Consider the following 18,486-nt stretch of genomic DNA (forward strand, 5'->3'; position numbering starts at 1 on the left):
ATCGGGATCACCCAGCATGATTATCAGACCCAAGGTCAGTCAGTTCGCCATCCTGTTTACCCTCAAGGGTTCGATTGCCAAGCGAATCGCCTTGCGCACTCTGATGGTTACCCTGCTGGCGTCGGCCATCGTGCTGGTGGAAATCCTCCATCCCAGCAGCTTCACCAAGGTCAACGCCACGCCGTTCACGCTGCTGGGTTTGTCGCTGTCGATTTTCATGAGTTTCCGTAACAACGCCTGCTATGACCGCTGGTACGAGGCGCGCAAGGCCTGGGGCGAAGTGATCGTGCATATTCGCTCGATCCTTCGTGAAACCCACATCATCCGCGAATCGCCTCAACGCCGGCACTTGCTGTTCAACCTGTGCGGCTTCGCCCATGCCCTCAACGCGCGGCTGCGACGTGAAGATGAAGCGGCGGCCAGCAGCGCATGGGTCAACCCGAAACCCGACGCACAAGTGCCGGACTACAGCGCCCGGATCCTGCACCGGATCGGCGAACAGTGCTCCGATCTGCAACAGGCCGGAGCACTGACCGAATGGCGCTACATGCTGCTGGCCAATCACCTGACCAGCCTTACGCAAGCGCAAGCCGTGTGCGAGCGGATCAAAAACACACCACTGCCCTTCCCCTACACGTTGCTGCTGCACCGCACGATCTACCTGTTCTGCATTCTGCTACCGTTCGCCATGGCCGAACCGCTGGGCTGGTTGACGCCGTTGTTCACCGCGATTGTCAGCTATACCTTTTTCGGACTGGATGCGATTGCCGATGAGTTGGAAGACCCATTCGGCCGCGATGAAAACGACCTGCCAACCGATGCCTTGGTACGCACGATCGAACGCGACATCCTGGCTGAACTAGGTGTTGCGCAACTGCCACCGGCGTTGATGCCCGTCGATTACGTCTTGAGTTGATCCGTTATTCACAGCCTCACCTGAACGCTATTGCATTGAACAAAAGCCTGATTAGATAGTGGCTCCGCCATGATTCGACTCAGGAGCCGCACTTGAGCACAACGCCGAATGATCTATCCCGCCCCGAGCCCGTCAGCCTGCGACAGGCCTGGCGTTTCTGGCTGAAACTGGGCTGTATCGGCTTTGGCGGCCCGGCCGGGCAAATCGCGATCATGCATCAGGAGTTGGTCGAGCGCCGGCGCTGGATCTCGGAACGACGCTTTCTCCACGCCCTCAACTACTGCATGTTGCTGCCCGGCCCCGAGGCTCAGCAGTTGGCGACGTACATTGGCTGGCTGATGCACCGGACCTGGGGCGGTGTGATCGCCGGTGCGCTGTTTGTGTTGCCCTCGCTGTTCATCCTGATTGCGCTGTCGTGGGTGTACATCGCGTTCGGCGACGTGCCAGTGGTGGCCGGGATCTTCTACGGGATCAAACCGGCGGTAACTGCGATTGTCTTGCACGCGGCCCACCGCATCGGCTCGCGGGCGCTGAAAAACAGTTGGCTGTGGGCCATCGCCGGTGCGTCATTCGTGGCGATTTTTGCCTTCAATCTGCCGTTCCCGCTGATCGTGCTCGGCGCGGCATTGCTCGGTTATTTCGGTGGGCGACTAGCCCCGCAGCGCTTCAACAATGGCGGGCAGCGCAGCAGCGAAAAATCCTTCGGCCCGGCATTGATCGATGACGACACACCGACACCTGAACATGCGCGTTTCAGTCTGCCGAAGTTGTGGCGACTGCTGTTGATCGGCGCAGCGCTATGGTGTCTGCCCATGGCGCTGCTGACAGCCCTGTTCGGCTGGGATGGCACCTTCACGCAAATGGCCTGGTTCTTCACCAAAGCCGCGCTGCTCACCTTCGGCGGCGCTTACGCCGTGCTGCCCTATGTCTACCAGGGCGCGGTCGGGCATTACGGCTGGCTGACGCCGACACAGATGATTGATGGTCTGGCGCTGGGCGAAACCACGCCGGGGCCGCTGATCATGGTGGTGGCGTTTGTCGGCTTCATAGGCGGTTATGTGCAACCGGCGTTCGGCGCTGAGCATGCGTTCGCCGCTGGCGCAGTGGCGGCGACACTGGTGACGTGGTTCACCTTCCTGCCCTCGTTTCTGTTCATCCTCGCTGGCGGGCCGTTGGTGGAATCGACCCACAACGAATTGAAGTTCACCGCACCGCTCACCGCGATCACCGCTGCGGTGGTCGGGGTGATCCTCAATCTGGCGTGTTTCTTCGCTTATCACGTGTTCTGGCCGAGCGGTTTCGCCGGGCCGCCGGATGTTTTTTCGATAGCGTTGGCAGTTATGGCGGCGCTGGCGCTGTTCGTTTTCAAACGCGGCGTGATTGAAGTGTTGATCGTTTGCGCCCTTGTAGGGCTGGGCTTTCATCTGCTGCGCTGAATGCCGCGAGCGCGACCGATTCGGAATCAGTCGTTTACACGCCCGCGGATTGCCCCTTACTATCCGGGCACACCGGTCGGCGGGCCTGCCCCGCCACCGACGCTTTCCGCCAACGGAAACACGCGTTATGAGTACGTCACCACAACAACGAAAAACGTTGAACGTCTCTGCACTGCGCACCCTCTCTCCCGGGGGCGGCGTATGAATCGTATCGTCAATCTCCCCATGGCCCTGCGCCGTTCCAAGCTGCGTCACTCCGCACGCCCGCCGGATATCGCCTGCTGATTTCTGTCAGTCGGAAAAGATCCATTTGTGGCGAGGGAGCTTGCTCCCGCTGGGGCGCGAAGCGGCCCCAAAAGTCAGGACTGCTGCGCAGTCCATCGGGGATGAATCCCCTCGCCACAGGTTTTGTATCTCGTCGGACTGATCTCCATTTGATATTCCTGCCGGGACGCCCATAGCTGCGTCCGGCCCGAATCTGCGCGCCTGCACGGCGCCATCGTGAGTGATTGATTATGAAATTCGCAGCCATCGAAGACGCACGCCTGTTCCTTGAACAGAACCCCGATATCGACATGATCGAGCTGTTCATCCTTGACGCCAACGGCGTGCCACGCGGCAAGCTGCTGCACCGTGAAGAACTGCTGGCGGTGTATGAAAGCGGTCGCCCATTGCCCAGCACCATCCTTGGCCTGACCGTGCAGGGCGAAGACGTGGAAAACTCAGGTCTGGTCTGGGACGTCGGTGATATCGACTGCCGCGCCTATCCGCTCGAAGGCAGTCTGGTACGCCTGCCGTGGCGGCAGATTCCGACCGCTGCGGTGCAGGTCAGCATGCACCCGACCGAAGGCCTGCCAGCGAGCATCGCCGACCCGCGTCACCTGCTGATCAAGATCATTGATGGCCTCAAGGCCGAGGGCTATCACCCGGTCATGGCGTGCGAACTGGAGTTCTATCTACTCGACGCCAAACGCGATCACAACGGCCGACCACAACCGGCGCTGGACGCCGACGGCGGTCGACCGCGACACACCCAGGTCTACGGTTTGCGTGAACTGGAGCAGATCGAACCCTTCCTCGCCGACCTCTACAGCGCCTGCAAACTGCACGGCATTCCGGCGCGCACGGCGATCTCGGAATACGCGCCGGGGCAAGTGGAAATCACCCTCGAACACGGCGATGCGCTGCAAGCCATGGATCAGGCGGTGCGTTACAAACGGCTGGTCAAAGCGATCGCGCACAAACACGGCATGCAAGCGACGTTCATGGCCAAACCGTTCGATGATCTGGCCGGCACCGGGATGCACATGCATGTCAGCCTCGCCGATGCCGAGGGGCGCAATCTATTTGCCTCCGAAGACCCGGCCGGCACGCCGCTGCTGCGCACGGCGATTGGCGGCATGCTCGCGTCGTTGCTGGATTCGCTGCTGCTGTTCTGCCCCAACGCCAATTCCTACCGGCGCTTTCAGGCCAACAGCTACGCACCACTGGCGCCGACCTGGGGCGTCGACAACCGCACCGTCAGCCTGCGCGTGCCCGGCGGCCCGGCCAACACCCGGCACATCGAACACCGCATTTGCGGCGCCGATGCCAATCCGTATCTGGCGGCAGCAGCAATCCTCGCCGGCATTCATCGGGGCATTCGTGAGGACCTTGATCCGGGCGCCCCGGTCGAGGGCAATGGTTATGCGCAGGCGAAGGAGTTGCTGCCGACAGATTGGCTGACATCGCTGCAGGCACTGGAAAATTCAGCGTGGGCGCGCGATGCCTTGGGGCAGGAATTTCTGGGGGTGTATCTGGCGGTCAAGCGTGCCGAATACCGGCAGTTCATGGCTGAAGTGGGTGAGCAGGATTGGCGTTGGTATCTCACCGAAGCCTAAGAACCCCACCGCTAAACCCTGTGGGAGCTGGCTTGCCAGCGATGGGGCCGGGACACTCAGCATCTCTGGTGACTGACACTCCGCCATCGCTGGCAAGCCAGCTCCCACAGGGATCCCGATTAGCCTCCCGAATTTTGTGTGGACACCGACATGACTGAACGCTGCAATTCCTACTACACCGCCACCCTCAATCAGGACACCGACTACCCGACCCTGCAAGGCCGGCACAAAGTCGACGTGGTGATCATCGGCGGCGGCTTCACTGGCGTCGCCACCGCCGTCGAACTGGCCGAAAAAGGCCTGAAAGTTGCCATCGTCGAAAGCCATAAAATCGGCTGGGGCGCCACCGGGCGCAATGGCGGTCAGGTCACCGGCAGCCTCTCCGGCGACGGTGCGATGCGCAAACAGATGCGCCCGAAACTCGGCGACGAGGTCGATGATTTCATCTGGCACTTGCGCTGGCGCGGGCACGAGATCATCAAGCAGCGCGTGGAAAAATACGCCATCCAGTGCGACCTCAAACACGGTCACCTGCATGCGGCCTACAAGCCCAGCCACATGACTGATTTGCGCAACGATTACGAAGAAGCCGTGCGCCGAGGCATGGGCGATGAAGTCAGTCTGCTCGACCGCAGCCAGGTGCGCGATTTGCTGCAAAGCGATCTCTATCACGGTGCGATCAAGAACACCCGCAACATGCACCTGCACCCGCTCAATCTGTGCATCGGCGAAGCGCGGGCGGCGGAAAGTCTCGGCGCCCTGATCTTCGAAAACAGCGAAGTGCTGGAAATCATCCACGGCGACACACCGGGTGTGCGCACTGCCCACGGCCAGATCGATGCCAATCAGGTGATGCTCGCCGGCGACGTTTATCACAAGCTCGAACCGGGCCAGCTCAAGGGCAAGATTTTCCCGGCCATGGGCGGCATCGTCACCACCGCGCCGCTGGGCGATCTGGCCAAACAGATCAACCCCGAAGACCTCGCCGTCTATGACTGCCGTTTCGTCCTCGATTACTACCGCCTCACCGCCGACGGCCGCCTGCTGTTCGGCGGCGGCGCCAACTACAGCGGCAAGGATTCACGCGACATCGCCGCCGAGTTGCGCCCGTGCATCGAACAGACCTTCCCGGCGCTCAAAGGCGTGCAGATCGATTACCAGTGGAGCTGCGCGATGGGCATCGTCATCAACCGCATCCCGCAACTGGGCAAGCTCTCGGACAACGTCTGGTATTGCCAGGGCTACTCAGGGCATGGCATCGCCACCACCCACATCATGGGCGAAATCATGAGCCGGGCGATCACCGGGCAGATGGAGCAGTTCGATACGTTTGCGGCGTGCCAGCACATTCGCGTGCCGATGGGGGACTTGCTGGGCAATCCATTGCTGGCGGCGGGGATGTGGTATTACCAGATGCTTGAAAAATTGCGTTGACTTGACTGACCCCATCGCTGGCAAGCCAGCTCCCACAGGTTTTTGGTGGCGCACATGGATTATGTGTACGACGCGGAAACTGTGGGAGCTGGCTTGCCAGCGATGAGGCCCTAAGCCGCTATACAAATCTCAATCAGGCAACTGCTCCACCTCAATCCCCAACCGCCGGTAATCCTCAACACTACCCGACGCCAGATGTCGCTCGGTAATCAGCGTATGCACCCGCGTGCACGGCGTCACCACGAACGGCTCGACCGCGCCAAGCTTGTCCGCCGTGGTCACCGCGATCACCTGCGCAGCACTTTCGAACAGCGCCTGTTTCACTGGCACTTCATCGAAATACAGCGAACTCAATCCCACCTCCGGATGAATCGCGCACACCCCGGTAAACAGCAGGTCAGCCTTGATGCTTTGCAGCAGACGCACCGTTTCGTGACCGCTGACCGACATGGTCGCCAGGTTCAACTGCCCGCCCGCCAGAATCACCTTGATGCCCTTGTACTCGGCGAGGGTGATGGCGGTCATCGGCGAGGTGGTCACCGCTGTGATGCGGATATCCGCTGGCAAGGACCGCGCAATCTGCAACGTGGTAGTGCCGGAGTCGAACAGCACAATCTGGCCATCCTTCACCCGCCCGGCGGCGAGTTGCGCCAGGCGTGTCTTCACCTCATCGGTTTCACTGATGCGGGTGAAGTAATCCTTGCCGGTGTCTTTCGGTCGCGGCAACGCACCACCGTGAACCCGCTGCACCAGGCCGGCGTTGTCCAGTTCGGCGAGGTCGCGGCGGATGGTGTCTTCGGACACGGCGAAGTGCTGGCTCAACTCGGACGCCATGACCTTGCCGTCGCGTTCGAGGATCAGGAGGATTTTCTGCCGACGCAGGGATGGGAGTTCGGTAACCGAATGATCGTGCATGGTTATGCCTGTTTATGCTTGTAACTGCAGGTTTTCGCCGAGATTAGCCAAAGCCTCGGGCAAACACAAACGGGCGGGTATCAATTGTTTCGATCCTTGGAATCAGCAAGGGGAATTTTTCCTTTGCATTCAGCCTGTTCAGAATGGCCCCACTCTCAACAGGCTTCAGGATGAACACCTTATGAATCTCAATTTCGCTTTCGCTTGCATGATCGTCGTGTCGTTCGCGATTGCCTTGGGCCACGCCTGAGGCATCAAACCGACGCTGCCAGATGCTCGCGAAACCACTTGTGCGCGGGATCACGGTGCAGTCGCTCGCCCCAGAACATCGCCATTTCGTAGCCCGGCACCTGCAGCGGTGCCTCGACCACTTGCAACGCCGGGTTACCGCGCACCAGCCGTGACGGCAGCATCGCCACCAGATCGGTGCTCGCCAGCACCGACATGACCATCAAAAAGTGCGGCACCGACAGCACCACTTTGCGCGACAGCCCCACGTCAGCCAGCACCTTGTCTGTCACCCCGAAAAAGCCCCCGCCTTCACGCGACACCATCACGTGTTCCAGTGCGCAGAATTCCTCGCGGCTCGGTTTGCCCGTCAAATCCGGATGCCCGAGACGCCCGGCCAACACATAGCGCTCGGTAAACAGCACCCGTTGATGCAGGTCCAGCGGCGCGTCTTCGGTGATGTGCAGCGCCAGATCGAACACACCCTGCTCCGCTTGCTTGACCAATTGCGCTGGCATCAGGTCGATAACCGCCAACCGAGTGCCCGGTGCCTGCGTACGCAAACCACTCAGGGCTGGCAGGAGAACGGTAGATTCGCCGTAATCCGTCGCCGCGACTTTCCAGGTCTGGGTCGCCAGTGCGGGGTCGAACGCAGCAGCCGGCGCCACCGCCCGTTCCAGTGCTTGCAGCGCCTCGCGCAAAGGCTCGCGCAACTCATCGGCCCGCGCCGTCGGACGCATGCCGCGTGGGCCGGGGAGCAACAGCGGATCGCCAAAGATGTCACGAAGCCTGGCCAAATGAACGCTCACCGAAGGCTGCGAGAGGTTCAACCGTTGCGCCGCGCGGGTGACGTTGTGCTCGGACAGCAACACGTCGAGGGTCAACAGCAGATTGATATCCAGCCGTCTCAAATTATTCATGGCTATACCAGACATATCAGACATTCATTTCCAATATACCTGTGGAGCGCCGATCCTGCTGCCATTCAGCCACGGAGTTCCCCCATGAAAGTGCTATTGGTCTACGCCCATCCCGAACCCACCTCCCTCAATGGCTCGCTCAGGGACTTCACCGTCCAGCGCCTCGAAGCCGCCGGTCACAGCGTGCAGGTTTCCGACCTTTACGCGATGAACTGGAAAGCCACCCTCGACGCCGACGACGCCCCCGAGCGCGATAAAAACCAACCGTTCCACGCCTCTCTCGATTCGAAAATCGCCTACGCCCAAGGCACACAAGCCGCCGACATCGCCCGCGAGCAGGAAAAATTGCTGTGGGCCGACGCGCTGATCCTGCAATTCCCGCTGTGGTGGTTCACGATGCCGGCGATCCTCAAGGGCTGGGTCGATCGGGTTTACGCCTACGGGTTTGCCTACGGTGTGGGTGAACACTCCGACAGTCGTTGGGGCGAGCGTTATGGCGAAGGGAAGATGAAAGGCAAACGGGCGATGTTGATGGTCACCACCGGTGGCTGGGAATCGCATTACAGCCCGCGCGGGATCAATGGGCCGATGGATGATTTGCTGTTTCCGATCCAGCACGGGATTCTGCACTACCCCGGTTTTGAGGTGCTGCCGCCGTTCCTGATTTACCGCACCAGTCGCATGGATGAAGCGCGGTATGCCCACACGACTGATGAACTGGGACGGCGTCTGGATGAGTTGTGGAGCACGCGGCCAATTGCGTTTCGACATCAGAATGCAGGGGATTACGAGATTCCGGCGTTGACGCTCAAAGATGCCATTGCCCCGGACAGTGAAGGTTTCGCCGCACACATTCGTTAAGCCCAAAAAGATCGCAGCCTGCATTAGCTCTTACCGGGTGTACGCAATCCCAACGCAGGAGTTGCCGCAGGCTGCGATCTTTTGATCTTAATCAGCAACCACCACCCGCGCCTTGCGCATAAACAACGCGTGGGCCTTGTCCCAAAAGTTGCCGCCGAGCACAAAAAAGCTGCCCACAAACATCAAATCCCCAAGCAATTGCAACTGCCACAAATTGGGCCGCAACCCCGGCCAGAAGTTATCAAAATACGGTTCCAGAAACGACGTCAGCAACGGCAGGCAAAACATCACCACGCCCACCCGATGCCGCAGCGGCGAGACTTCGGCGACAGGGGTCGGAAGCATCCCCGAGACATGTCGGCCAATCGTGCGTTTCAGTTCAGCGAATCCGGCCTTGCCCATCACCGCGATCACCAGCAGCAACAGCACTTTGTTACTGATAAACAGCACCCCCGTCAGCGCCGCGACTTTCGAGCCGGGTACATCGAGAGCGGCGGCCAACGGCACCATTAGCCACGAGCCAAGCATCAGGCAGATGATCCCGACGCCGACCTTGAAGCGCCAGGTGGCAGCGGGAGGCGGTGTCATCGGATCTTGTGCTGTGTCCATGAATACGTACCTGTTTGGGTGGGTGCTGATGCCTGAAAAGCGTAGCAGCAGATTCGCCCGAACAATTTGCAATTTGCCGTCTATGCTCCACTGATATTTGCGGGTCAGAGACATAAAGCAATGCCACCAACGACAGCCTCGCTGACACGGCCCGGATATCTGTTGTTGCTTGGCGCCTTGAGTTTCAGTGGCTGCGTTCGTCTGGGGCCGGACTTTGAGCCTCCCGCCGAGATGTGGAGCAAGCAATGGAACAGCCCGGCGCTGGAACAAGCCAGCACACGGGCCAACCAACCGGATCTGCGCCAGTGGTGGCAGGTGTTCGCCGACCCGGTACTCGATCGCCTGATCAGCGAAGCCGATGCGCACAACAGCAGCCTGAAAATCGCCGGGCTGCGAGTGCTTGAAGCTCGCGCCCAATTGGGCATAGCTGAAAGCGGGCGCTATCCGCAACTGCAACAGCTCGGTGTGGACAGCCTGTACGTTGATCGCCATCAATCTGGCGGCAACAACCCGCAGGATCTGCATTTCTGGCAACACAGCGCCGCGTTCGATGTCGGTTGGGAGCTGGATTTCTGGGGTCGTTTCAGCCGTGCCATCGAGTCGTCCGACGCCAGCTACTTTGCCGCGCAGGCCAATTACGAAGACGCCCTCGTGCTGCTGCGCGCGCAAGTCGCCGACACCTATTTCTCCCTGCGTACCACCGAAGCACGCCTGCGCGTCGCCCGGGAGAACGCCGTCCAGCAGAAGCGCAATTTCGAAATCACCGAAAAACTCTTCAACAGCGGCCAGACGGCCGAACTCGACCTGCAACAGGCGAAAACCCAATACCTCGGCACGCTCAGCAGCCTCCCCGCATTCGAAGATCAAGTCCTGCGCACCCGCAACGCTTTGGCAGTTTTAGTCGGCCAGCCACCCGGTGGCGCGGCGTTGCTGGCCGAGCAAACGGGTTTGATTCCATTGCTCGATCGCGCCGTGCTGCAAGACGTCCCGGCCAACCTGCTGTTGCGTCGCCCGGATATACGCGCGGCAGAACTGAATGTTGCCGCGCAATCGGCGCTGGTCGGCGTCGCCGAAACCGATCTGTATCCGTCGCTGACCTTGCTTGGCAGCATCGTCTGGTCCAGCGATTCCCTTGGCGCGACGCCGCGCAGCCTCGATCTGATCGGAGGCCCGAGCCTGCGCTGGAACATCTTCGATTACGGCCGTATCCGCAACAACATACGAGTGCAGGACGCGCGTTTGCAGCAACTGATCGAAGCCTATCGCGACAAGGTCCGCCAAGCTGCGCGCGAAGCCGACGATGCCGCCAGCGGCTTGAGCAAAGCGCTTGAGCGCGAACGCATTCTGCGCGAGGCCGAAGGCGCTGCGCGACGTTCGCTGGTGCTGGCCAACACGCAATACCGCGAAGGTTATTCCGACTTTCAGCGGGTGCTCGACGCGCAACGCGCCCTGCTCGAATTGCAAGACAACTATCTGGTCAGCCGTAGCAACGCCGTGAGCAACCTGATCGCCCTGTACAAAGCCCTCGGCGGCGGCTGGCAAAGCAACGCGCCGCAGGTCGATGAGCCGACACGGCAACAAATGCAACAACGCACTAATTGGGGCGATTTGCTCAGCGCGCCGCCCGCCCAACCGGCGTATCCCCTCCCATCGCAGGTAACCCGTCATGACTGAAGCCGCGCCACCCGCCCCGGCCCCCGCGCCTGCCCAGCCCGATCCTGCAAAAAAAGGCATCCGCTGGGTGCTTTTGCTGATCATACTGAGCCTGGCCTGGTACCTGCTCGCCGACCGCTACACGCCCTATACCCAACAAGCGCGGGTCGGCGCATTCGTGATTCCGGTGGCGGCGGAAGTTGCGGGTCGGGTGATCCGCGTCAACGTGCGCAACAATCAGGATGTAAAGGCTGGCGATGTCCTCTTTGAACTCGACCCACAGCCACTGCAAATAGCGGTCGATCGGGCGAAAGCCGATCTGGAATCGACCCGCCGTCAGGTCGGTGCGAGCACTGCCGGAATCGCTTCGGCGCAAGCTTCATTACGCGCAGCCCAAGCCAACGAACTCAAGGCGCGGCAGGACAATCAGCGGCTTGAAGGTTTGTATAAACAGGACCCTGGCACGGTCTCTGTGCGGCTTCTGGAAGTGTCGCGAGCCAACCGCGAACAGGCCGTCGCCCAAGTCGCCGCTGCCCGCGCCGAAGTGCAACGCGCGCAAGAGCAGGAAGGCGGCAACACCGACACCAACGCGCAATTGCGCAGCGCTGCCTCGGCACTGGCCAAAGCCGAACTGGATCTGGCCAACACCCGCATCGGCGCGCGTTCGGCCGGGTTGATCACCGACCTGCGCACCGATGTCGGCCAGTTCACCGCCGCCGGCAGTCCACTGATGACTTTGATCGCCATCCATGACGTGTGGATCAGCGCCGACCTCACCGAGAACAACCTCGGCCGCGTGCAGCCTGGAACGCCGGTATCGATCGTTCTGGATGCGCTGCCCGGCGAAGTCCTCGACGGCCGGGTGCGCAGCGTCGGCTATGGTGTCAGCGTCGGCCAGACCCCGGCGCCGGGCACCCTGCCGAGCATCCAGAACAGCCGCGACTGGTTGCGTCCGGCGCAGCGTTTCCCGGTGATCATCGAGTTCACGGAAGAGGCGAAGAAACGCCTCGTCGACAGTCGCGCGATCCGTGCCGGCGGCCAGGCTGAAGTCATGGCCTTTCCTACCGAGGGCAATCCGCTCAACCCGTTGGGGCGGCTGTTTGTCGGTCTGATGAGCTGGCTGTCGTATGCCTACTGAACGCAGCGTCCCGGCGCAGCGGGCCTTGCGCCTGGCGTTCGGCACCGCGCTGTGCACCGCCGCCAGTTATGCGCTGGCGCTGCCGCTGGCGTTTATCTCGCCAGTGCTGGCGGTGTTGCTGCTGGCCAGTCTGTCCCGGCCATTACCGCTCAAAGGTGCGTTGGTATTGGCGCTGGCGGCGGCGCTCACCACGAGCATTGGCCTGCTGTTGGTGCCGTTGCTGCGTTATTACCCGGTGAGCGGCGTGTTGTTGATCGGCACCGGTTTGTTTGTGGTGTTTCGCTTTGGCCTGCGTGGCGGCAATCCGCTGATCGTGACCTTTCTGATGATCGGCATGACCATGATTTCTGCCGCCGGGTTCGCCGAGTTTGATCTGGCGATGGCGGTGATTGGCGCGTTGGTCAAAGGCCTGTTACTGGCGGTCGCGGTGGTCGGTATCAGTCACGCACTGTTTCCGGAACGGCCCGACAGCCCTGTGCCCCCGAAGCCGCCCGCGATTCCCGCCGACGAAGTCCCGCGTGTGGCCTTGCGCGCCACGCTGATCGTGCTGCCAACCTTTTTGCTGGCCCTGAGCGACCCGGCGAGTTATCTGCCGATCATCCTCAAAGCTGTCAGCCTCGGCCAGCAAAGCTCCACCACTCACACCCACCACGCCGGGCGCGAATTGCTCGGTTCGACCCTGCTCGCGGGCGTGCTGGCGGTACTGCTGTGGTGCGGATTGAGCCTGTTCGTGCACCTGTGGATGTTCTTTCTGTGGATGCTGCTGTTCGGGTTATGGCTGGCGCGCAAACTCTATCGCCTCAGCCCGACAAAATTCAGCCCCGGATTCTGGCTCAACACCCTGGTGACGATGATCATCCTGCTCGGCCAATCGGTGCAGGACAGCGCCGCCGGCAAAGACGTCTACACCGCATTCGCCGTGCGCATGGGCCTGTTCATTCTGGTGACGCTCTACAGCGCGCTGATGATGCACCTGCTCGAAGCGCACAAACCCCAGCGTCAAGGCGTGACCTGATAGCCGCGCCCTTGCAGACACCCGGTGTAGGCACTGGAACTGGCTGCCGCATCGTTTTTGCTCTGCGCCCGCCGCTCCTGACGCTGTCGTGCGCCACCGACTACAGCGCCGGCGGTTGCCGTCTGTCTGGCGCGGTTCTGCCGGTAATCCTGCTTACGGTCATCGTCGACCGCATCGTACAACTCGTCGTGCTGGCGACCGCGCACCTCAGCCGCTGTTGCACCGGCCGCAGCACCCACGGCAGCGCCCTTCAGGCGACCGCCGGTTTGCGGGGTTGATGTGGTGGAACTGGCGGCGACCGAGTGGCAGTCGTTGATGTCGATCTGGGTTTGTTGCGAGGTCTGGCCCTTGAGCGGGACGACGGTTTGCGCATTGGCTTGCGTGGCGCAAAGAGCGGCGATCAAGAGAGCGGTGGACGATAAACGGTTCATGATTACCTCCGGCGGAGCCTGGATTGGCTGTGAGGCGGGGTAATCGGGAAGTGTAGTTCAACAGCAGCAATCTCATTTGCGTGGTGAAGGAGCAAACTCCCTCACCACGACGGATGATGCGTAGTCAGGCCCCCTCCCGCACCCGCCGCACCTGCACCAACAACGCCGGCGCAAAATGCAGCAGCACCATCCGCGCCAAGTGGTGAGTCAGGATAAACACCACGTTCAGCCCACCGGCAAACGCGACAATCGCAATCGTCTCGATCGCCCCCGGCATGTACGCCAGCCATAACGACAACGGATCACTCCCGAGGAATCGCGCCGCCACTTCGGCAAATGCCGCCGCGACCACGATCATCAACCCGACCGAGACCAGCGCCGTACGACCATGCCGACCCAATTCCTTGAAGCCCAAACCCTGGAACCGCGAGCCGATGCGCACGCCGAGAATCAGCGCCGCCAGATTCAAGCTCCAGTCGGGCATGTGAAAATCGTGCAACCAGCCTGTTTTTACAAAGACTGCGGTGATGATGATCGCCGTGAGCATGAAGGGCGCCGGCACGCCAATCACCAGCAGCAATCGACCGAGCACGACGCTCAAGCCGATTATCGAGAAAACCGTCAGCGCCATGCCGGTGGTCAACGGATCGCTTTCAACAGCAACAACCGACACCTGCCCCGGAATCAAAAAGCTCACCAGCACGGTGATCAGCAATAACCGCATCAGATGCACGATGATGACTTTGCTCGACGCCTTCTCCGACTCGAGCAAATCGAATACCGCCGCCAAAGCACCCGGATACACCGCGAGTAGCGCATCCGTGCGGTTCCACCCTGCCCCACGCGTCAGCCACCAACCGGCCAGGGCAATCTGCACCGTCAGACACAGCAGCAAAACGCCAAGGCTTGGGAGCATGGTCGACACCGTCGCACTGTCCCACGCCTCAAACATTAGCCCGGTGGCGATGCCCAGCGTGACCTGGATGTAACCCAAGCCATAAGGCGTCGCGGGTGCGAAACCTGATCGGGTGACGACCAGTGCGGTGACCAGGATCGAGCCCAACAGCAAGCCATGAGGCACGCCGAGGGATTGCAACGCAGCGCCAAAACCGGCGGCGATCAACAGACACAGAATGGATTTCATATTCGCCTTCCTGGCAATTCAAATGGCTTAAGCGCGCAACCGTCCAATCGCGCGCCGATACTTCTCGATCCGCTCCAGATCCTCCCAACTCGGCGAGGCGATCCGTGACAGGTCGCTGTTTTCTTCCAGATCGGCGAGCTTCACGACCCGGCCGATCGGGTTCTGTGCGGCGCGTTCGACGAAATCCTCATAGGACTCGCCCGGCACCTTGGTCACCGATTGGATCGCCGTCAGCACCTCTTCGCTGAAGCCTTCCTTGCGCAAGTCGTCGAGACTGATAGCGCAATCCTCGACCACATCGTGCAGCACCGCGACGATGCGCTCCTCCAGCGTGGTCATGCGCAGCATCACCTTCAGCGGATGCAAAATGTACGGCGCTCCGCCCTTGTCCACCTGCCCAGCGTGGGCCGCAGCGGCGATGGCGATTGCGCGTTCAAGCGTCTGAGTCATGAGAATCTCCCCAAGTTAAATGCCATACCGGCCGCCAACGTGGATATTGCGTTTGAGCCAAGCGCCAATGGCCTTCAAGCGACCGACTGGCTTCGCTGGCTCGGAGTGACGCTTGAGAATCATCGACACCAATGTCACTTGATCCACACCAGGATGTGCATCGATCAACTCAGCGACCCAGGCACAATCAGACTTCTTCAAATGCTCACGCCACTCACCGGGCCAGGCCTCCAGCTCATCCAGCGCCAACCAGATCGCGCCGCCCTGCTCGGCGTGCCCGCCACCAATCGATTGTTCGAAACAAAAAGGTGTGGCCGCTCGGGTCAAGTCGATGCTGAAGAAGTAGACGTCGTGGGTCTTGTGCTGCGGCGTGGGGGCGTTGTTGCGACCGCCGATTTCGATCATGTGTGGGTCCGTCCGTGGCGAGGCGTTACAAACTGTTTCATGCATACCATCACGGATTCACCCAACCATGGCAAATCAAAAATCAACTGAATCGCACCAATCAACATCCGAAGACGCTTCGAATTTTTGTCCTGCGCATAGGCCGGCCATGAACTTTTCTTTAAAGTGATGTCAATGCGATATCGCTAATTGTCTTTAGTCATGCGGCATCACTCAGCGTCAGGCTGTTTCCTGACAATCATGGAAGTACCCCCGATGAGACTGATTCTCTTGATGTTATTGATGTTGAGCGGCTACGCGCACGCCGGTTGTGAAAACATCAAAAACGATGACATGCGCAGGGACTGCAGAGCCACGACCAATGGCTGATGGGTGCCACCGACGCCACTGTCCCCAAGAGTCGTTTCGGCCCGGCCATCTCGCGAATAATGTTTGCCCGCCTCTGGCACGAGGCGGGCACTCGGGATTGACCGTTCGGTATACTCCCCCCGCCATGCTTGCCCCGCATCACGCCTCAACCTGGAAAGGACACCGATGAGCAGTATTCCACTCTCCGAACAGATGGGCGCAATGGCCTTGGTCGATGAGTTGCGCCATCAGCAGAAACAGGTTCAGGAACACCTCGATCTGCCGCGACGCCGAGCCGAAATTGCCGAGCACATTCGCAGCTATTACCAGAACCACAACATCGCATTCGATGACAACCTGATCGAACAAGGCGTGCGTCAGGTGTTCGCGCGTCGCCTGCTGCTGGAAATGCCGCCCGTGGGTGCAATCGACACCTGGCTGATCAACACGTTAGTCCGGCGCTCCGGTGTGATCAAAACGCTGCGAACCTCTGCCATGGTGCTATTGGGCATTGCCTTCGTGGTCTACAAATTCACTAGCCCGACGGTTTACAGCCCAGCCGAAGTGAGCGAGATCAGCACTGACGCCGCGATTGTCCGCGATGATCGCAAAAAGCTGTTCCGGGAGGTGGACAAGCAGCGTGGCGCCGTGGAGGCCCTGGCTCGCAGGCTGGCCGAACAACCGGACCCGCAGGCCAGCGTATTGCTGCAGCGCGCCCGGAGCGCGCTGCCGGCTACCGACGTACGCACGTCTATCGGTCTTTCCGAGCCCGTCACATCGGCAAACGCAGCCGCGATCGAAGGTCGGGTCAAAGAACTCGAAGAGGGCCGGTATGCAGTCAACCGGTCTCTGTACGATGTTGAAGGCAATGTGAAGTATGCCGGACGTATCCTCGACACTCGTAATCAACTCAAAGAAATGCTGCAAGACCCGAAGTTTGCCCTCGGGATTGCCCACTCCAGCAATCTGGACCAGCGTCTGGCGGAAGTCGACCAGTTGCTCAAGCAAGTCACCGACTACGACAGTGCCCAGGATGCTTCAACGGCGTACAACGATCTGCGTGGCGATCTCTGGAACTATGAACAAGACATGCTCGAACTGCAGTCCATGCGCTACCGCTCGCTGAAAGAGCGCATCACCTCCCGCAGGGTACCGGATGAAATCCGACCCCAACTGCGCAGAAAAGTCGAAGTCATCCACCAGTTCCTTGAAGCCGGTGACTCGGCGGCCGCCGAACGAAAAATCAATCATCTGATCAGCTCGATGAAAGATGCAGGCTACTGGCGCCGCTGGGGTGGTTCGGGAGAATGACAGATTGAGAAGGACGCCCCCCATGAGCAGCACCGCACTCTCCGATCAACTGACGGCGATGGCGTTCATCGACAAACTGCGCCATGAGCAAAAGCAGATTCAGGATCATCTGGACCTGCCCCGCCGTCGCGCGGACATCGCCGAGCGCATCCGCGCCTACTACATCGGTAACGCCATCGAGTTCGATGACAACCTGATAGAAAAAGGTGTGCGGCAGTTTTTCGCCCATCGCCTGAAGCTGGAGACCCCGGCACTCAATGGATTCGATACGTGGCTGGTCAAGTGGCTCAGCCGCCGTGGCGCTTCGCCGGCGAGCGACAAACCGGGAACCATACGCCTGTCGCCACTCATTCTGCTGATCCTGTTATTCAGTGCGCTAATTCTGTGGGCGACTCACCACAACAAGGATGCCGGGAGAGTTGACTACCTCGTCAAAAATGCCTGGCCGATACGCGACAAAAGCTTCACGTTGAACGAGCAAGTGCAGTCAATAACCAAACGTCTCGCGGCGTTGGGCAAGAGCAACGCGGAGCACCCGAACGCGAACGTCGGCCGTTTGCTCCAGCGTGCGCAATCCAGAATGCCAACCAGCGCTTTTCGCACGGATCTTGGTGTGGATTTAAAAATCACCAAAGACAATCTGGACTCGGTGGAACTGCAAGTCATGACACTCAAAGCCCAGCAACTGCGGTTCGAAACCGACTCTAACCAAATCTACAACGACATGAAGTACGCCGGTGCAATCATCTGGATGCGCCAGAGCCTGCGTGACATCAGCGAAGATCCGAAGAGTACCGCCAGGATCGAACAATCCGGCAGTCTGAAACAGCAAATGACCCTGCTCGGGCAACAGCTTGATCGCATCGATAACGAGACGACTCACGACGACGCGTTCTCCACGTTCCGTGATATCGACGACGAGCTGTTTGGCATCGGTCAATAAACCACCGACTGCCTGGCCAGCCGCACGAAAGGACACCTGATGCGCAGCATTCCACTCTCCGAGCAAATGGCGGTAATGGCTCTCATCAAAAACAGGTACTGCAATGACCTCAACCACCCAGAACCAGGCGTCATCGCCCAGTCAATCGACCGCCAGACAGACGCCGGCGCACAGTGCCAAAGACTACGAAGACATCCGCCAGGAATGCAGGGAAAAACTGCGCGCCTACAGTGAAAACGAAGCCTATGTCTTCCTGCGTGATCGGGCCTATGGCACCGACCAATACGCGTTCGGTTTTTTCCAGCGCTGGCTCGACGGCCTGCTGGCCAAGCGCATCAACTACGCTGGCAATCGCCAGAACGAGTTGATGCTGCTGGCGATGCAGGCGCGCAATGAAGAGCTGTACGGCAAGCCTGCCCGCTGAGGGTTAATGCTTGCCCACACCCAGA

The 18,486-nt window shown here is 60.3% G+C and carries 18 protein-coding genes; 11 read left to right on the forward strand and 7 right to left on the reverse strand.

The window, feature by feature from the left end; all coding sequences use genetic code 11:
• Positions 1-16: 16 nt before the first annotated feature.
• The 4 genes from KI231_RS17620 to KI231_RS17635 all read left to right on the forward strand — a co-directional run bounded on the left by KI231_RS17620 (position 17) and on the right by KI231_RS17635 (position 5,666).
• Positions 17-916, forward strand: a complete 900-nt coding sequence (locus KI231_RS17620) for a bestrophin family protein (protein WP_103305712.1) — start codon at positions 17-19, stop codon at positions 914-916.
• A gap of 92 nt (positions 917-1,008) precedes the next feature.
• On the forward strand, positions 1,009-2,352 hold the full coding sequence (chrA, locus tag KI231_RS17625) for a chromate efflux transporter (RefSeq protein ID WP_212809261.1): 1,344 nt from the start codon (positions 1,009-1,011) through the stop codon (positions 2,350-2,352).
• 515 nt (positions 2,353-2,867) lie between these two features.
• Positions 2,868-4,232: a glutamine synthetase family protein gene (locus KI231_RS17630; protein ID WP_212809262.1), complete on the forward strand. Its 1,365-nt coding sequence runs from the start codon at positions 2,868-2,870 to the stop codon at positions 4,230-4,232.
• Positions 4,233-4,382: 150 nt separating this feature from the next.
• Positions 4,383-5,666, forward strand: a complete 1,284-nt coding sequence (locus tag KI231_RS17635; protein WP_212809263.1) for an NAD(P)/FAD-dependent oxidoreductase — start codon at positions 4,383-4,385, stop codon at positions 5,664-5,666.
• 129 nt (positions 5,667-5,795) lie between these two features.
• Here KI231_RS17635 and KI231_RS17640 read toward each other — a convergent pair whose 3' ends face one another.
• Positions 5,796-6,581, reverse strand: a complete 786-nt coding sequence (locus tag KI231_RS17640) for a DeoR/GlpR family DNA-binding transcription regulator (RefSeq protein ID WP_103305708.1) — start codon at positions 6,579-6,581, stop codon at positions 5,796-5,798.
• A 254-nt stretch (positions 6,582-6,835) separates the two neighbouring features.
• Entirely contained in the window at positions 6,836-7,729 is an 894-nt protein-coding gene (locus KI231_RS17645; protein ID WP_212809264.1) for a LysR family transcriptional regulator, read from the reverse strand.
• Positions 7,730-7,813: 84 nt separating this feature from the next.
• On the opposite strand from KI231_RS17645, the gene KI231_RS17650 reads away from it, so the two are divergent.
• Positions 7,814-8,590, forward strand: a complete 777-nt coding sequence (locus KI231_RS17650; RefSeq protein WP_212809265.1) for an NAD(P)H-dependent oxidoreductase — start codon at positions 7,814-7,816, stop codon at positions 8,588-8,590.
• An 87-nt stretch (positions 8,591-8,677) separates the two neighbouring features.
• On the opposite strand, the gene KI231_RS17655 is transcribed toward KI231_RS17650, so the two are convergent.
• A complete protein-coding gene (locus KI231_RS17655) occupies positions 8,678-9,199 on the reverse strand; it encodes a transporter suffix domain-containing protein (protein ID WP_213028812.1) in 522 nt (173 codons plus the stop codon).
• Between the two features lie 120 nt (positions 9,200-9,319).
• Here KI231_RS17655 and KI231_RS17660 point away from each other — a divergent pair, with 120 nt between their 5' ends.
• The 3 genes from KI231_RS17660 to KI231_RS17670 are packed head-to-tail and all read left to right on the forward strand — an operon-like array spanning position 9,320 to position 13,005.
• Positions 9,320-10,873, forward strand: a complete 1,554-nt coding sequence (locus KI231_RS17660; protein ID WP_212809266.1) for an efflux transporter outer membrane subunit — start codon at positions 9,320-9,322, stop codon at positions 10,871-10,873.
• Entirely contained in the window at positions 10,866-11,990 is a 1,125-nt protein-coding gene (locus KI231_RS17665; protein ID WP_212809267.1) for an HlyD family secretion protein, read from the forward strand. Before KI231_RS17660 ends, KI231_RS17665 begins: the two co-directional genes overlap by 8 nt.
• Positions 11,980-13,005, forward strand: coding sequence for a DUF2955 domain-containing protein (locus KI231_RS17670; protein ID WP_212809268.1), 1,026 nt, complete (start codon positions 11,980-11,982; stop codon positions 13,003-13,005). Before KI231_RS17665 ends, KI231_RS17670 begins: the two co-directional genes overlap by 11 nt.
• Here the strand turns inward: KI231_RS17670 and KI231_RS17675 are convergent.
• From KI231_RS17675 to KI231_RS17690, 4 genes are all read right to left on the reverse strand, one after another.
• The gene (locus tag KI231_RS17675) at positions 12,990-13,436 is read right to left on the reverse strand and encodes a YMGG-like glycine zipper-containing protein (protein WP_212809269.1); all 447 of its coding nucleotides are present in this window, start codon (positions 13,434-13,436) and stop codon (positions 12,990-12,992) included. The genes KI231_RS17670 and KI231_RS17675 overlap by 16 nt on opposite strands.
• 124 nt (positions 13,437-13,560) lie before the next feature.
• Positions 13,561-14,580, reverse strand: a complete 1,020-nt coding sequence (locus KI231_RS17680) for an AbrB family transcriptional regulator (RefSeq protein WP_212809270.1) — start codon at positions 14,578-14,580, stop codon at positions 13,561-13,563.
• 27 nt (positions 14,581-14,607) lie between these two features.
• Positions 14,608-15,030, reverse strand: a complete 423-nt coding sequence (locus KI231_RS17685; RefSeq protein ID WP_212809271.1) for an HD domain-containing protein — start codon at positions 15,028-15,030, stop codon at positions 14,608-14,610.
• Positions 15,031-15,045: 15 nt separating this feature from the next.
• A complete protein-coding gene (locus tag KI231_RS17690) occupies positions 15,046-15,435 on the reverse strand; it encodes a hypothetical protein (RefSeq protein WP_123528973.1) in 390 nt (129 codons plus the stop codon).
• Between the two features lie 534 nt (positions 15,436-15,969).
• Between KI231_RS17690 and KI231_RS17695 the strand changes: the two genes are divergently transcribed.
• The 3 genes from KI231_RS17695 (at position 15,970) to KI231_RS17705 (ending at position 18,461) form a co-directional block, all read left to right on the forward strand.
• The gene (locus tag KI231_RS17695; RefSeq protein WP_212809272.1) at positions 15,970-17,094 is read left to right on the forward strand and encodes a DUF6384 family protein; all 1,125 of its coding nucleotides are present in this window, start codon (positions 15,970-15,972) and stop codon (positions 17,092-17,094) included.
• Positions 17,095-17,116: 22 nt separating this feature from the next.
• Positions 17,117-18,037 (forward strand): DUF6384 family protein, encoded by a 921-nt coding sequence (locus KI231_RS17700; RefSeq protein WP_212809273.1) that lies wholly within the window; start codon positions 17,117-17,119, stop codon positions 18,035-18,037.
• Between the two features lie 103 nt (positions 18,038-18,140).
• Entirely contained in the window at positions 18,141-18,461 is a 321-nt protein-coding gene (locus KI231_RS17705) for a hypothetical protein (RefSeq protein WP_212809274.1), read from the forward strand.
• Positions 18,462-18,486 lie beyond the last annotated feature (25 nt).

The organism is Pseudomonas sp. Seg1 (assembly GCF_018326005.1).
In the GTDB taxonomy this organism is placed as follows: domain Bacteria; phylum Pseudomonadota; class Gammaproteobacteria; order Pseudomonadales; family Pseudomonadaceae; genus Aquipseudomonas.